Here is a 16,197-nt window from a genome sequence, read left to right on the forward strand (position 1 = left end):
TGCCATGAGCACCGTGAACCTCATCGACTCGTTCAGCGAGTTCAAGGACCTGAAGAACATCGACCGGGTGACCATGATGGGCATCCTGGAGGACGTGTTCAAAAGCGTGGTGAAGAAGAAGTTGGGCGAAGAGGCCAACGTCGACGTCATCATCAACCCCGACAAGGGCGACCTGGAGATCTGGCTCAACCGCGTGATCGTGGAGGACGGCTTCAGCGAGGACGACAACCTCGACATCGAACTGACCGAAGCGCGCAAGATCGACCCCGACTTCGAGGTGGGCGAGGAAGTGAGCCAGGAGATCAAGATCCCGGAGTTCATGCGCCGCAATATCCTCTCCATCAAACAGAACCTCCAGGGCAAGATCATGGAACTGGAGAAGGACCACTTGTACAACAAGTACAAGGAGCGGGTGGGCGAGATCATCACCGGTGAGGTGTACCAGATCTGGAAGCGTGAGACGCTGATCCTGGACGATGAAGGCAACGAGCTGATCATGCCCAAGGACCAGCAGATCAAGAGCGACTTCTTCAAGAAGGGCGACACGGTGCGTGCCGTGGTGTGGAAAGTGGAGATGTACAACAACAGCCCACGTGTGATCCTGAGCCGCACGGCACCGGAGTTCCTGGAGAAGCTGTTCGAACAGGAAGTGCCTGAAGTGGCCGACGGCCTCATCACCATCAAGCGCATCGTCCGCGAGCCGGGCGAGCGGGCCAAGGTGGCGGTGGAGAGCTACGATGACCGCATTGACCCTGTGGGGGCGTGCGTGGGCATGAAGGGCAGCCGCATCCACGGCATCGTGCGCGAACTGCGCAACGAGAACATCGACGTGATCAACTACACGGCCAACGAGCAGCTGCTCATCCAGCGCGCACTGAGCCCGGCCAAGATCGGTAACATCAAACTGGACCAGGAGCACAAGCGTGCCGAGGTGTACATGAAGCCCGATCAGGTGGCACTGGCCATCGGGAAGGGCGGCCACAACATCAAGCTGGCCGGCAAGCTCACGGGCTTCGACATCGACGTGTACCGCGACAGCGACGAGGTGACCGACGACGTGGACCTGGAGGAATTCGCCGACGAGATCGAGCACTGGATCATCGACGCATTGAAGGGCATCGGTTGCGACACGGCGCGCAGCGTGCTCGATCTGAGCGTGGAAGAACTGGCCAAGCGCACCGACCTCGAGGAAGAGACGATCGCCGAAGTGGTGAAGATCCTCAAGAACGAACTGGAAGGATGATGGCGCTCATGATGTGACGACCACGCGTTGTCACTTCGAGCCCGGCAGAGAAGCGACAACAAACCGAGAACAGGCAACAGGCCCAACAACCGCATGAGCGAGACGACGGACAAGGCAATACGCCTGAGCAAGGTGGCGCGGGAGTTCAACCAGGGCCTTCACACGGTCGTGGAATTCCTTGCGGCCAAAGGATACACCGTAGAACAGAACCCGAACGCCAAGATCGGTGCTGCCGAGTACGACCTGCTGCAAGCGCAGTTCGGCACGGACAAGGCAGAGAAAGAAGCCAGCCAGCAGACCGTGGCCGCCCGCGCCGAGCGCGAGAGCGTGGTGCTCACGAAGGACGGCGCATTGACCAAGGCTGCACCGAAAGTCGAGAAGCCGGTGGCCCCGCAAACCCCTGCTGCCGAAGCGCCAGCGAAACCAGCGCCGGCGGCACCGCCCACCCCTGCCGCTCCTACGCCCGCTCCTGAACCGGAGACCATCCGCGCCAAGGTGGAGAAGGCCGAAGGTCCGAAGACCGTAGGCAAGATCGACCTGGCCCCGAAAAAGCCGAAAGCGGAGGAGCCCAAAGCACCCGCACCTGCTCCTGTTGCCCCAGCGCCCGAGCCGGTGAAGCCTGCGCCCGAGCCAGCCCCTGAGCCGGAGCTCATCCGCGCGAAGTCCGAGAAGCTGGCCGGGGTGAAGAGCCTCGGCAAGATCGAACTGCCGGTTGAGAAAAAGCCCGAGCCGAGGGGTGAAAGCGAGGAAGCCAAACGCCGCCGCAAGCGCATTGTGAAACCCGGTCCGGTGAACGTGGACCGCGCCGTGCAGCAGGAAGCTAGCAGGGCCGCCACCGGACGGCCCGGTGAACTGGACGAGAACGCGGTGAAGAAGAAGGTGAGCGAAACGCTCGCCCGTCTCACCGGTGGTGGTGGTAAAGGCCGCGGTGCCAAAATGCGACGCGAGAAGCGCGACCAACGTGGCCGTCGCTTCGAAGAAGAACAAGCAGCACGCGAGCTCGCAGGACAAACGCTGAAGGTGACCGAGTTCGTTACCGCCAGCGAACTGGCCAGCATGATGAGCGTGCCCGTCACCGACATCATCAAGGCCTGCTTCGCACTGGGCATGATGGTGAGCATCAACCAACGCCTCGATGCCGAAACACTGGCGGTGATCGCCGAGGAATACGGCTTCAAGGTGGAGTTCGTTGGAGCCGATGTTCAAGAGGACATCGTACAGGAAGCCGACGACGAGGCACGGATCACCGGACGCCCGCCCATCGTTACCGTCATGGGCCACGTGGACCATGGCAAAACCTCATTGCTCGACTACATACGCAATGCGAGCGTGGTGGCCGGCGAAGCCGGTGGTATCACGCAGCACATCGGTGCATACAGCGTGACATTGCCCAATGGCAAGCACATCACCTTCCTCGATACACCGGGCCACGAAGCGTTCACCGCCATGCGTGCGCGCGGAGCGCAGGTCACCGACCTCGCCATCATCGTCATCTCGGCCGACGACAGTGTGATGCCTCAAACGCGCGAAGCGATCAACCACGCGCAGGCCGCGGGCGTGCCCATGGTGTTCGCCTTCAACAAGATCGACAAGCCCGGCGCCAACGCCGAAAAGATCCGCGAGCAGCTCAGCCAGATGAACATCCTGGTCGAAGAGTGGGGCGGCAAGTTCCAGACGCAGGAGATCAGCGCCAAGAAGGGCACAGGCATCGACCAACTGCTGGAGAAAGTCCTGCTGGAAGCAGAACTGCTCGACCTGAAAGCCGATCCCGGTAAACGCGCCCACGGTGTGGTGATCGAGAGCACGCTGGAGCAAGGTCGTGGCTACGTGACCACCATTCTCGTGGACAGCGGCACGTTGCGCAAAGGCGACATCATCCTCGCGGGCCAGTTCAGCGGCCGTGTGCGGAACATGTTCAACGAACGTGGCCAGCAAGTGCTCGAGGCAGGGCCTTCAACACCGGTTTCCATCCTTGGCTTGGACGGCGCACCGAACGCGGGTGACACCTTCCAGATCTTCGAGGACGACCGCGACGCGCGCATGATCGCCACGCGCCGCCAGCAACTGCAGCGCGAACAAGGCATCCGCACGCACAAGCACATCACCTTGGACGAGATCGGCCGCCGACTCGCGATCGGCGACTTCAAGGAGCTGAACGTGATCGTGAAGGGCGACGTGGACGGCTCGGTGGAAGCACTGACCGACTCGTTGCTGAAGCTGAGCACCCAGAGCATCAAGGTGAGCGTGATCCACAAAGCCGTGGGCCCGATCGCCGAAAGCGATGTACTGCTGGCCAGCGCTTCCAATGCCATCATCGTCGGCTTCCAAGTGCGCCCAACACCAGGAGCGCGCAAGTTGGCCGAGACCGAGGAGATCGACATCCGCCTCTACTCCATCATCTACGACGCCATCAACGAGATCAAGGCGGCCATGGAGGGCATGCTCGCGCCGAAGGAGGTGGAAAAGGTGGTGGGCACCGCCGAGGTCCGCGACGTGTTCAAGATCAGCAAGGTGGGCACCGTGGCCGGTTGCTACGTACTGGACGGCAAGATCACGCGCAGCAACCGTGTGCGCCTCATCCGCGACGGCATCGTGGTGTACACCGGCGATCTGCAGGACCTCAAGCGGTTCAAGGACGATGTGAAGGAGGTGACGCACGGCTACGAGTGCGGCCTCTCCATCAAGAACTTCAACGACATCAAGGTCGGCGACAACGTGGAGGCCTTCACCATGGAAGAGGTGAAGCGCACGTTGGAGGGTTGATCAGTGGTCTCTGCCGATCAAGCGCGTTGCGAATGCACTGGTGGTGACCACCGAATCGGCGGTCATGCGTATGGGTGCACCCCAATGCACGACCACGTCGATGCGCTGGCCCGACCGCATTTCATACCCGTCCACATCGGCCGTGTGCGGCTGCCCTTCAATGTCACAGTCCCCACTTGCGCACAGTTGCGTGAACGGGTTCACCTCTGACCGCCACCTCGTTTGGAAGTATGCCGTATTCGCTTCGTAATTGTCCAGTGAGATGAAGCGTTGGTCGGCGGCAGCGTACCCGCTCATGTGCTTGAACAGACCGATGCGCGGTGATAGGGTATCGCTGGCCGTTTCGCCCTTCGGTGAAAAGCACAAGGGAAGCACGACCATGCCTTCATTGATCGGCTTCAAGTGGGCGATGTACTCCCCTGCTACCGCTGCGCAAGCGCCATGCTGAAGATGCCGCACGGTACCAAGCGCTAGCGCAACAAGTCCAACCGCGACGGCGATCGGTCGCGCCAAACGTTGCGGCATTGGCACGCAAGCCAGCCAAAGCGCGAACACCATCCATGAGATGAGCGCCATGCGTGAAGTGAGATAGGCGCCGCCGGCGAGTTCGTCGTTCACATGGAAGTGCACCAGCACGCACATCAGCAACAGCGCGAGCAATGGGCCGTTCCGGATGCCGCGCGACTTCCGCACAGTGAACCCCGCAAGGAGCAAGAGACCGATGAACACCATCGACAGCAGACGGAACAACGGCCGCTCCGGTGCGGGGAACACCAACAGATGTTCCATGTGCAACAGGTCCTTTATCGTAGTGGTGTTCAGCTTGTCCACCAAGAGACCTTGATGGTCGTCGCTCGGCGGCAGGAACACCGCGAACATGATCACGGCGGGGAGCAAAGCCGCCGCAAAACGCCAGGTGAGCACGAGAAGACCTTTGCGGTCGCCTCGCGTGCGCCGCAGCGCAGGCACAACCATGATCCCCGCACAGAGCAAGGCCACCACGAACGGTACCGGGTGCGTGACCATCAAAGCAAGGAGCAGCGCACCGCACATCAACGTCCTTTTCCTGGACGGATCGGCGACGAAGCGGTGCAGCGCAGCAATGGTCCAGAACAACAGCGCCAAGCCCAGGCAGAAATTGAAGAAGCCGTAGAGCAAGTGGTAGTTGAAGACGGACACGAAGACCAGTGACGAAAGCCAAGGTGTGCCTGCGCTCAAAGCGCGCACCGCCTGCTTGAACCCGAACGCGAGCAGTAACACATAAGCACTCACCAACACCTTCTCGGCTACCACTGCCGGGAAGAGTTTCAGCAATCCCGCAAGCAGCAGGTTCCCCGTCCAGTTGGGCGAGAAGTCGGTGTTCAGCGTAAAGAACCTGCCATAGCCCAAAGCATCATCGCCCCAGAGTTCGAGCAGGATGCGTGCATTGTAAAGGTGGCTGGGGCCGTCTTGGGTCAAGAAGACCGGCAAACGCCACACAGCAAAAAGGCTCGTAGCCAAGAGCAGCAGGAACAACGCGCGTTCCCAGCGGTCGTTGGTGGCGGTGGGCGGGTTCCGTTCCATCGGGCCTGGCCGCCGACGTTGGGGTGAAGCGATGCGCCTACTTCACGTCCGGGATGCGCGGCAATTCGATCTCATCCGGCACGATGTAGCACCCCGGGTATTCGGCCTTCAGCACATCGCGCAGCTTCTCCGCCTCCAGTCGTGTGCGCAGGTCGCCCACACGTATGCGGAAGTTGGGCGCCAAGTAGCTCTCATAGCCGCCAACATCCGGGTGCTTCACCAAGAAGGATCGGCGCATCTCCCGAGCTTTGTCGCGGTCGCTGCCGAGGAAGATCTGCACCCGGAAACCCTTGAGCGGATGTTTGTGCGCCGCGTACTGGCCCATGAGCTTCGCGATCCGCTCATCCTGTTCGATGGTGACATCACCAACAGCCACCACAGGGGTGTCGGTCCTGGCCGATGCGTCACGTACGGTTCCGGCCACCCGGTCCCGCGCTGGCAGATCCTTCTCCGAACCATCCTGGCCGAACCCAAGCAGAGAAACGAAGAACAGCAGGGGCAGTACGAACAAACGCATCACGGCGGCCAAAGCTAACGGCGTACCAATGCGGACTTGTGTTCACCGCTCTCGTCGAGCAGGATGAAAAGAAGAACGAGCGCACGGGACATCCCCACGATTCCACAACCGGCTGTCAGCGCAATTCGTCATGACTTTCCAAGCGCACGATCCATCCGGCGTTCGACCCCGCACGATCAGGCCCATCGCGGGCTGTAGTGCATCGGCCTTTTCTTAGAACGCTTCTAAATAGAGAGCGCCCGGGGACATGTCATGCGATCGTCATGGAGCGAAAGCATCGGCTTCTATTTTTGCGCGCGATCAACGGAGGGTGCTCTCCCGCTAAAACTTCAGGAATGCCGCGCCAGTCAAGGATTTCCCGACTTTCAACGACACTCCTTAGCGCACTCTTCCTGTTCCTGCTTGCGGCCTCGCCCAACGCAGCCTCCGCCCAGAAGGACGAAGCGGTGTATGCCGCTGGCGAGAAGCTCTTCAAGGGAAACTGCGGTAGCTGCCATAAGCCGATCGACCCTATGACCGGTCCCGGCTTGCAGGGCGCCAGAGCACGTTGGGAAGGCAAAGGCGACATCTACGCTTGGGTCAAGAACAGCCAGGCCTACATCAAAACCGGCAACTCCTACGCAGCTGAGCTCTTTGCTACTTGGAAGAACAGCGTGATGACGCCGCAGGCGCTCACGAACGAGGAGATCGACGCCATCCTGCACTATGCGGACAATTATGCACCGCCGCTTCCTCCGCCACCTCCTCCGGGTGAGGATATTGCTGTGGGTGATGACAACAGCCTCCTCATCTGGCTGATCATCCTGGCCATCCTCTTCGCCATTGTGGCCATGAGCGTGGGTGGTGTGAAGCGGCAATTGGACAGCGCCCTGAGCGAGCAGCAAGGCAAAGGCCCCCTGCCCGATCAAACGATATGGCAGCGCTTCTACGACTGGTGCGGGAACCACAAGTACTGGGCGAGCGTCATCGGCATCTTCCTCTTCTGCTTCCTGATCACCAAGGGCTACATCTGGGCCATGAACATCGCGGTGTACGGCGGTGAGGACGTGGAGCATTACCACCCTAGCCAGCCCATCGCTTTCAACCACACTCTGCACGCCGGTGCGGCCAAGGACCGGAACCTGGAGATCAATTGCCAGTACTGCCACAGCAGCGCCGAGAAGAGCAAGCACGCCGGCATCCCCAGCACCAACGTTTGCATGAACTGCCACAAGGCGGTGAACAAGGGCCGAACTGACGAGGGCACGGCCGACATCCAGAAGATCTACGCGGCCGTGGGCTGGGACGGCAAGGAGTACACCGGCGAGGAGAAGCCCATTGTATGGAACAAGGTGCACAACCTGCCCGACCACGTGTACTTCAGCCATGCGCAGCACGTAGCCGTTGGCAAACTGGAGTGCCAGCAGTGCCACGGCCCCATCGACAAGGAGATGAAGGAAGCCGAGCAGTGGGCACCCCTCACCATGGCGTGGTGCATCGACTGCCACAACCAGAAGGAGATCAAGCTGGACGGCAACGGCGGCTACTACGACGAGATCAAGCATCGCCTCTATGGCACCGACCTGGGCCATAAGGAGCTGAAGGAGTATTTGGAAGACGGGAAGATCACCGTGAAGGAGCTTGGTGGCTGGGAATGCGCCAAGTGCCACTACTGATCCTGAACACGCGCCAAGCGACCATGCCGAGCAACAACCACTACTGGACCGACCTCGCCGACCTCCACGGCAACGAAGCCGTGGCCAAGGCCCGCGCGGACGAGTTCCCCACGCAACTGCCCGCCATCGATGCGGTGCTGGGCGACAGCAAGTTGACCGGCGCCACCACGGGCCGCCGCGACTTCCTCAAGTTCCTGGGCTTCGGCATCGGTGCCGCCACCCTGGCCGCTTGCGAAACGCCGGTGGTGAAGAGCATTCCGTACGTGAACAAGCCGGAGGAGATCACCCCCGGCGTGGCCAACTGGTACGCGAGCACCTACTACGATGGCAGCGACTACGCCAGCGTACTGGTGAAGACCCGCGAAGGCCGCCCCATCCATATCAAGGGCAACCCGCGCTTCGGTATCAACACCCGTCCGGCCAAGGACGAGAAGGATGCCCTGCGCAGCCGCAGCATGGTGAACGCGCGCATCAACAGCAGCGTCATCACCCTGTACGATGGACAGCGCCTGCGCAACCCTGTGCTGAACGGTGCCGACGCCACTTGGGCAGACGTTGACAAGGCCGTTGCAGCTGAACTGGACAAGGCCGCTGCCGCCGACAAGCGCATTGTGGTGCTCACCAGCACCATCATCAGTCCCAGCACCAAGGCCGCCGTTGCGAAGCTTCAAGCCAAGTACGCCGCAGGTCCCGATGGCGCCGGCAGCTTGGTGGAGCATGTGCAGTACGACACCATCAGCTATAGCGGTGTCACCAACGCCAACCTGAAGAGCTTCGGTAAGCGCGTGATGCCGAGCTACGACCTCACCAAAGCCGATGTGCTGGTGAGCTTCGGCGCCGACTTCCTCAGCAGCTGGGGCAGCACCACCGAGCACGGCTGGCAGTACGCCGAGCGCCGTAAACCCGGCAACATGAGCCGCCACTGGCAGTTCGAGAGCCGCATGAGCATGAGCGGGGCCAGTGCCGACGAGCGCGTGATGCTGAAGCCTAGCGAGGTGAACGCAGCGCTGATCGCCCTGCACGACGAGATCGCCAAAGCCACCGGTGGAACGACCGCTGGCGGTGGTGCCGCAAGTGATGAAGTGAAGCACGCGGCGAAGGAGCTGCTCGCCGCCAAAGGCCGCAGCGTAGTGCTGTCAGGCGAGAACAACGAAGGCGTGCAGGTGTTGGTGAACCACATCAACGCGATGCTGGGCAACTACGGCAGCACCATCGATCTGGCCAACCCCACCAGCTTCTGCCAAGGCGACGACGCCAAGGTGGCGCAACTGGTGAAGGACATGAATGCCGGCGCGGTGGGCGTGCTGCTCATCAGCGGCGTGAACCCGGCCTACACCTTGGCCAACGCGGCCGAGTTCAAGACCGGCCTGGGCAAGTGCTTCAGTGTGAGCTTCAGCAGCTACGCGGACGAGACCGCCAGCGCGTGCAATGCCATCTGCCCCGACCACCACTGGTTGGAGAGCTGGAACGACGCCATGCCGAAGCCGGGCCGCTACGCCGTGGTGCAGCCCACCATCAAGAACATTTGGAACACCCGCCAGTGGCAGGAGAGCATCCTGCGTTGGAGCGGGGACAACAGCAGCTACTACGATTTCATCCGCGCCAATTGGCAGGCGAACATGGGCGGTGTGGCCGACTTCGGCAACGCGTGGAACATGAGCGTGCACAACGGCGTGTACGATGCTTACACCAACCCTGCTGAAGCATCCGCGTTCGCTGGGGATGTAAGCGCCGCCGCAACCGACGCGAAGAGCGCGACGAAGGGCGGTGAGTGGGAGGTGAGCTTGTACGAGAAAGAAGGCATCGGCAACGGTTTGCACGCCAACAACCCATGGTTGCAGGAGCTGCCCGACCCCATCAGCAAAGTCACCTGGGACAACTACGTGTGCATGGCACCCGAGGATCTCATCGGCCTGTTGGGCTGGGAGATGAACGGTGCCAGCGTGCGCAACCTGTACATCGGCGAGCAGAGCCCCGCGCACGTGGCGAAAGTCACAGTGAACGGTGTTGAACTGGAGCTACCGGTGGTCCCAAGCCCGGGCCAAGCCCCCAAGAGCGTGAGCATCGCAATGGGTTATGGCCGTGGTGCCAATGGCGAGAAAGTGGGCTTGGCCGCCACCGTGGACGGTGTGCCCGTGGGCAAAAGCGCCTACCCCTTCACCAGCATGGTGGGTGGATCGGTCAGCTACAGCGGTGCTGGCGCGGTGAGCCTCACGGGCGGCACCTATGCCCTGGCCCTCGCGCAAACGCACATGACGGCCATGGACCGTCACAGCATCGCGAAGGAGACCACGCAGGAAGTTTGGGCCGAGCACAAAGGCAAGGAAGTGGGCGGCTACAACGAGCCGCACAAACTGGTGGTGCACGAAGACGTGAACGGTGACGGCACCATCAATTCCCAGGACAAGAAGCCGACGAGCGAATTCGACCTCTGGACCGCGCATCCGGTCGCCCAAGTGGGCCACCGCTGGGGCATGAACATCGACCTGAACAGTTGTTCGGGCTGCGGTGCGTGCATCACGGCGTGCACAGCGGAGAACAACGTGTCAGTAGTGGGCAAGGACGAAGTGCGCCGCAGCCGCGACATGCACTGGCTGCGTTTGGACCGCTACTACAGCAGCGACATGACGCACGCTGCGGGCAAGGAGGCCGGTCTCGGCAAGATCGACCGCTTCCTGGAAATGGAAGTGCCGAGCCGCAACCCGAAGGTGTTCATGATGCCGGTGATGTGCCAGCACTGCAACCACGCACCGTGCGAAACGGTGTGCCCGGTGGCGGCCACCACGCACAGCAACGAGGGCCTCAACCAGATGGCCTACAACCGTTGCATCGGCACGCGTTACTGCGCCAACAACTGCCCCTACAAGGTGCGCCGTTTCAACTGGTTCAACTATGTCACCGAGCGCTTCGCCGAAGTGAACCCCGCATGGGACGATCTCGGCCGCATGGTGCTGAACCCCGACGTGGTGGTGCGCAGCCGCGGTGTCATCGAGAAGTGCAGCCTCTGTGTGCAAAGCATCCAGGCCGGTAAGCTCCAAGCCAAGAAGGAAGGCCGCCCGGTGAAGGACGGCGACATCCAGACGGCGTGCATGGCCGCTTGCGGAACGGGCGCCATCACCTTCGGCGACCTGAACGACAAGGACAGCAACGTGGCGCAGCTCGCTGCCGATGAGCGCGCCTACGGCATGCTCGACGAGATCGGCGTGCAGCCCAACATCAGCTACATGACCCTCGTGCGCAACACGCACGGTGGCGCGCACCACTAAGAAGCACAGGACCACATGCACAGCGAAGCAGCACTACGCGAGCCCCTGATCCTGGGCCACAAGACGTACCACGATATCACCAACGATATCGTAGGTCCGATCGAGAACAAGGCCCCGCGCGGCTGGTACATCCTCACGGCCATCGCCTCGCTCATCGCCCTCTACGGCGTGGGCTGCATCATCTACCTGCTGAGCAACGGTATCGGCAGCTGGGGCTTGAACAAGACGGTGGACTGGGCCTGGGACATCACCAACTTCGTTTGGTGGGTCGGTATCGGCCACGCCGGAACCCTCATCAGCGCAGTGCTGCTGCTCTTCCGTCAGAAATGGCGCATGGCCGTCAACCGCTCGGCGGAGGCCATGACCATTTTCGCCGTGATCATGGCGGCCACGTTCCCGCTGATCCACATGGGCCGCCTGTGGCTCGGCTACTGGGTGTTCCCGCTGCCCAACCAGTTCGGTTCGCTGTGGGTGAACTTCAACAGCCCGCTGCTATGGGACGTTTTCGCGATCAGCACCTACTTCAGCGTATCGCTCGTGTTCTGGTACATCGGCCTCATCCCCGACTTCGCCACCATCCGCGACCGCTTGACGAAACCGAGCTGGAAACGCGCGTACAGCATCCTCAGCTTCGGCTGGAAGGGCAACGCCAAGGCGTGGACCCGCTTCGAGGAGGTGAGCTTGGTGCTCGCAGGTATCGCCACCCCGCTGGTGTTCTCGGTGCACAGTGTGGTGAGCTTCGACTTCGCGACTTCCGTGATCCCCGGCTGGCACACCACCATCTTCCCGCCCTACTTCGTGAGCGGTGCCGTGTTCAGCGGCTTCGCCATGGTGCTCACGCTGCTGCTGGTGATGCGCAAGGTGATGCACCTCGAGGCGTACATCACGGTGAAGCACGTGGAGTACATGAACATCGTGATCATCGTCACCGGCTCCATCGTCGGTGTGGCCTACATCACCGAGCTGTTCGTGAGCTGGTACAGCGGCGTGGAGTACGAGAGCTACGCGTTCATCAACCGGGCGACCGGTCCGTACTGGTGGAGCTACTGGGCGATGATGACCTGCAACGTGATCAGCCCGCAGCTGTTCTGGGTGCGCAGCTGGCGCCGCAACCTCACCTTCACGTTCTTCATGAGCCTGGTGGTGAACACCGGCATGTGGTTCGAGCGTTTCGTGATCATCGTCACCAGCCTGCACCGCGACTACGTGCCCAGCAGCTGGAGCATGTTCCATCCCACCTGGGTGGATGCCGGCATCTTCATCGGCACCATCGGCATCTTCTTCACACTGTACCTGTTCTTCGCCCGCTACTTCCCCGTGCTGGCGCTGAACGAGCTCAAGAGCATCCTGAAGATCACCGGCGAGAGCTACAAGGCCGAAGCCAAAAACCACCACCACTAGGCCATGGCGAACAAGGTCATCTACGCGGTGTACGACGATCCCGAAGTGCTGAAAGGCGCTGCGCGCAAGCTGGTGACCAGCGGCGTGAAGGTGAAGGACGTCTACAGCCCCTTCCCGGTGCACGGTCTGGACCCCATCATCGGGGTGAAGCGCACCCGCCTCGCCATCGCATCGTTCATGTTCGGCATCACGGGCACCACGCTCGCGCTGATCGGCTTCTACTACTTCATGATCACCGATTGGCCGATGAACATCGGTGGCAAGCCCAACAACACGCTCTACCACAACCTGCCCGCCTTCGTGCCGGTGATGTTCGAGTTCACGGTGTTCTGTGCCGCGCACGGCATGGCCATCACCTACCTGATCCGCAACAAGACCTTGCCCGGCATGCCTGCGCGCAACCCCGACCCACGCAGCACCGACGACAAGTTCGTGATGGAGCTGCGCACCGAGGACAACCACGGGCACAGCGCCGAGCAGATCACCAGCATGCTGCGCGAGACGCCGGTGTTCGAGATCAACGAACGCGAGTACTGAGCCATGAGCAAGCACACCCTCATCCTTACTTCGGCGGCGCTCGCGGTGTTCACCCTCGCGGCGTGCGGTGGCGATCCGGACAGCCCCGGCATCGAGTATTTCCCTGATATGTACCGCAGCCCGGCCGTGGAGGCTTATGTGGATTACGGCCAGGACCCTTACTACTTCGAGGACAGTGTGGTGGTCGGTCAGCGCATGACCCAAAGCGCGCGCAAGCCGGTGCCGGGCACCATCGCCTTTGCCGCCGACCAGAGCAAAGCCGCTTACAACTTCCCTTACCCCTACCCCAACACCACGGAAGGCTACGAGGCCGCCGCCGCCAACCTCTGCCCCCTGCCGATGACACAGGAGAACGTGGACAAGGGCAAGGTGATCTATGACAAGATGTGCAAGCACTGCCACGGCGAGAAAGGTGCCGGTGACGGGCCTGTGGTGAACAACGGCAACTACCCGCCGCCAGGCGCCTACAACGGCCCGCTGAAGTCCCTGCCCGAAGGCAAGATCTTCCACAGCCTGATGTACGGGAAGAACCTGGCCATGGGCAGCCACGCCGGACAGCTCAACAAGGAAGAGCGCTGGCTGGTGACCCGCTACGTGCAATACCTGCAGAACGACAGCAAGCTGACCGTAGGTGCGGCACCCGCCGTCGCCGACAGCGCCACAACGGCTGTCAATTCGAGCAGGATCGAGAATACACCCGCGAACTGATACGAGCACCACGATGGAATTCACCTTCAGCAAACGGGCACGCACACTGAGCTTGGCACTGGCCGTCTTCGGTCTGCTGCTTTTCGTGGCCGGTTTCATGACCAGCCACGGCGAGACCGGTCAACGCGTGTGGGCCAACCTGCTCGTGTGCGGTTTCTTCTTCTTCGGCATCTCTTTGGGCGCGCTGTTCTTCTACGCCCTGCAATACGCCACCGAAACCGCGTGGACGGTGATGGTGAAGCGCGTCTACGAAGGCATGCTGGCCTGGCTGCCCATCGGTGCGGGCGTGATCTTGCTGGTGCTCCTGAGTAGCACGCCAGCGCTCCATTGGAGCCACCTCTACCACTGGATGGAGCCCACGCTCTACGATTCCGCGAGCCCGAATTACGACGCGATCATGGACGGCAAAAAAGCCTTCCTGAACCAACCGTTCTTCTGGATCCGCACATTGGCCTACGTGGCCACCTTCGTGTTTGCCGCGCACTGGTTCCGCAAGGAGAGCCTGCGCATGGACAAGGAGAGCGGTGAGACCCTGGTGAAGAGCCACTTGAAGAACTACCGCCGGGGCGCCCTGTTCCTCGTGTTCTTCGCCGTGTTCAGCAGCACCATGTCGTGGGACTGGCTCATGGCCATCGACGCGCACTGGTTCAGCACGCTGTTCGGCTGGTACGTGTTCAGCGGCATGTGGGTGAGCGCCATGATCACGGCCGTGGTGATCGCTCTGTACCTCAAGAGCAAGGGCTACCTGCCTCAAGTGAACAACAGCCACATCCACGACATGGGCAAATGGGTGTTCGCCATCAGCTTCCTGTGGACCTACCTCTTCTTCAGCCAGTTCATGCTGATCTGGTACGCCAACATCCCCGAGGAGGTCACGTGGTTCCAGACGCGATGGGAGCACTACATGCCCATCTTCTGGATGACCTTCTTCATCAACTTCGCCATTCCGATGGTGCTGCTGATGAGCCGCGACGCCAAGCGCAATCCGCGCTTCCTCATCGGCGTGGGCACGGTGATCTTCATCGGCCACTGGCTCGATGTGTTCATGATCGTGATGCCGGGCACCATGCACGACCATTGGCACCTGGGCCTGGTGGAAGTCGGGTTGTTCCTCGCCTTCCTCGGCGCATTCGTTTACGTGACGTTGAACCGCTTGACCAAGGCACCGCTGACACCCGTGCAGCACCCGTACCTTGAAGAGAGCATCCACCACAGCATCTAAGCCCGCACCGGCAACGAACCACCTCAGCAGATGATGACGCTCCTGGTACTACTGGTCATTGCCCTCGGGATCATCGCCGTCACCCAGATGGCGCGGGTCTATGAGATCACTTCGAAGCTCCGTGGGAAGAAGGAAGAGGAGATCAGCCCGGCTGCCAACCGCAGCAACGGGCAGGCCTTCTGGATCTTCTGCATCGCCTACTACGCGTTCTTCTTCTGGCTCTACTTCGCCTACGGCGACAAACTGCTGCCCGTTAGCGCAAGCAAGCACGGCGTGGTGCTCGATGACCTGATGACCCTGAACTGGGTGATCCTGTTCGTGATGTTCTTCTTCACGAACACGCTGCTCTTCTACTTCGCCGGCAAGTACTACTTCCGCAAGGACCGCGTGGCGAAGTGGTACCCGCACAACAACAAGCTCGAGCTGGCATGGACGGTTGCTCCTGCCATCTTCCTGGCAGTGATCGTCATCACCGGCCTGAATGCTTGGCAGGACATCACCGCCAAGGCGGCCCCCGGCACTCCGGAGGTTGAGCTCTACGCCAAGCAGTTCGATTGGACAGCACGCTATCCCGGCAAGGACGGCGTGCTCGGTGCCACCGACTTCCGCCTCATCAACGACAACAACCCGCTGGGCATCGTCACGGAGAAGAGCATCGCAACGCGTTTGGGTGAACTCCAGAAGGAAAAGGATGCCACGATCCGATCAGTGGCCGATGGAAAGGACGTGCTGCCCGAGGAGAAACTGACCGAGCTGAAGAACCACGCGGACAAAGTGAGCCGCGAGATGGACCGCATCGTGAACCTGCGCACCATGATGCAGCAGGACTTCGCCAAGAACGGAGCTGCCAGCAAGTACGCTGCCGGTGCCGATGATGTGGTGATCAAGGAATTCCACCTGCCGGTGCACGAAGAGGTGAACCTGGTGATCCGCAGCCGCGACATCATCCACAGCATGTTCCTGCCGCACATGCGCGCCCAGATGAACGCCGTGCCGGGCATGAGCACCGCGTTCAAGATGACGCCCACCATCACCACCGACAGCATGCGCTTGGTGACCAAGAACGACAAGTTCAACTACGTGCTGTTGTGCAACAAGATCTGCGGTGCGAGCCACTACAACATGCAGATGGACCTCATCGTGGAGAAGAAGGCAGCCTATGATGCATGGGTGGCCGACATCAACCAGAAAGGATTCGAAATCGCCGAAGCCGCAGCGGGGGAACCCGCACCTACGGCAACAGGCGACAGTACGGCAACGGTAGCTAAGGACAGTACGGTAGTGGCCGTGGTGACCTCACCAGCAGGCAACTGACCAACAAC

Annotated in this window: 11 protein-coding genes; 9 read left to right on the plus strand and 2 right to left on the minus strand. The window is 61.3% G+C overall.

Features of this window, described 5'->3' with window-relative positions:
- Window positions 1-4: 4 nt before the first annotated feature.
- A complete protein-coding gene (gene nusA, locus IPJ76_05255) occupies window positions 5-1,243 on the plus strand; it encodes a transcription termination/antitermination protein NusA (GenBank protein QQR87636.1) in 1,239 nt (412 codons plus the stop codon).
- A gap of 93 nt (window positions 1,244-1,336) precedes the next feature.
- Entirely contained in the window at window positions 1,337-4,006 is a 2,670-nt protein-coding gene (infB, locus tag IPJ76_05260) for a translation initiation factor IF-2 (protein ID QQR87637.1), read from the plus strand.
- Here infB and IPJ76_05265 read toward each other — a convergent pair whose 3' ends face one another.
- Both IPJ76_05265 and IPJ76_05270 read right to left on the minus strand, forming a co-directional pair.
- Window positions 4,007-5,569, minus strand: a complete 1,563-nt coding sequence (locus IPJ76_05265) for a hypothetical protein (GenBank protein QQR87638.1) — start codon at window positions 5,567-5,569, stop codon at window positions 4,007-4,009.
- Window positions 5,570-5,606: 37 nt separating this feature from the next.
- Window positions 5,607-6,086 carry an SPOR domain-containing protein gene (locus IPJ76_05270; GenBank protein ID QQR87639.1) on the minus strand — a complete coding sequence of 160 codons (480 nt, stop codon included), beginning with the start codon at window positions 6,084-6,086 and terminating at the stop codon, window positions 5,607-5,609.
- Between the two features lie 335 nt (window positions 6,087-6,421).
- Between IPJ76_05270 and IPJ76_05275 the strand changes: the two genes are divergently transcribed.
- The 7 genes from IPJ76_05275 (at window position 6,422) to IPJ76_05305 (ending at window position 16,189) form a co-directional block, all read left to right on the plus strand.
- A complete protein-coding gene (locus IPJ76_05275) occupies window positions 6,422-7,741 on the plus strand; it encodes a c-type cytochrome (GenBank protein ID QQR87640.1) in 1,320 nt (439 codons plus the stop codon).
- Between the two features lie 23 nt (window positions 7,742-7,764).
- On the plus strand, window positions 7,765-11,007 hold the full coding sequence (locus tag IPJ76_05280) for a TAT-variant-translocated molybdopterin oxidoreductase (GenBank protein QQR88397.1): 3,243 nt from the start codon (window positions 7,765-7,767) through the stop codon (window positions 11,005-11,007).
- Between the two features lie 15 nt (window positions 11,008-11,022).
- Entirely contained in the window at window positions 11,023-12,408 is a 1,386-nt protein-coding gene (nrfD, locus tag IPJ76_05285; protein ID QQR87641.1) for a polysulfide reductase NrfD, read from the plus strand.
- Between the two features lie 3 nt (window positions 12,409-12,411).
- Window positions 12,412-12,945, plus strand: coding sequence for a DUF3341 domain-containing protein (locus tag IPJ76_05290; protein QQR87642.1), 534 nt, complete (start codon window positions 12,412-12,414; stop codon window positions 12,943-12,945).
- Window positions 12,946-12,948: 3 nt separating this feature from the next.
- Complete coding sequence (locus IPJ76_05295) at window positions 12,949-13,653, plus strand: cytochrome c (GenBank protein ID QQR87643.1); 705 nt, start codon at window positions 12,949-12,951, stop codon at window positions 13,651-13,653.
- 97 nt (window positions 13,654-13,750) lie between these two features.
- Window positions 13,751-14,875 (plus strand): quinol:cytochrome C oxidoreductase, encoded by a 1,125-nt coding sequence (locus tag IPJ76_05300; protein ID QQR88398.1) that lies wholly within the window; start codon window positions 13,751-13,753, stop codon window positions 14,873-14,875.
- 30 nt (window positions 14,876-14,905) lie between these two features.
- The gene (locus IPJ76_05305; GenBank protein ID QQR87644.1) at window positions 14,906-16,189 is read left to right on the plus strand and encodes a cytochrome c oxidase subunit II; all 1,284 of its coding nucleotides are present in this window, start codon (window positions 14,906-14,908) and stop codon (window positions 16,187-16,189) included.
- Window positions 16,190-16,197 lie beyond the last annotated feature (8 nt).

The sequence above is a fragment of the Flavobacteriales bacterium genome, assembly GCA_016699575.1.
Classification (GTDB): domain Bacteria; phylum Bacteroidota; class Bacteroidia; order Flavobacteriales_F; family PHOS-HE28; genus PHOS-HE28.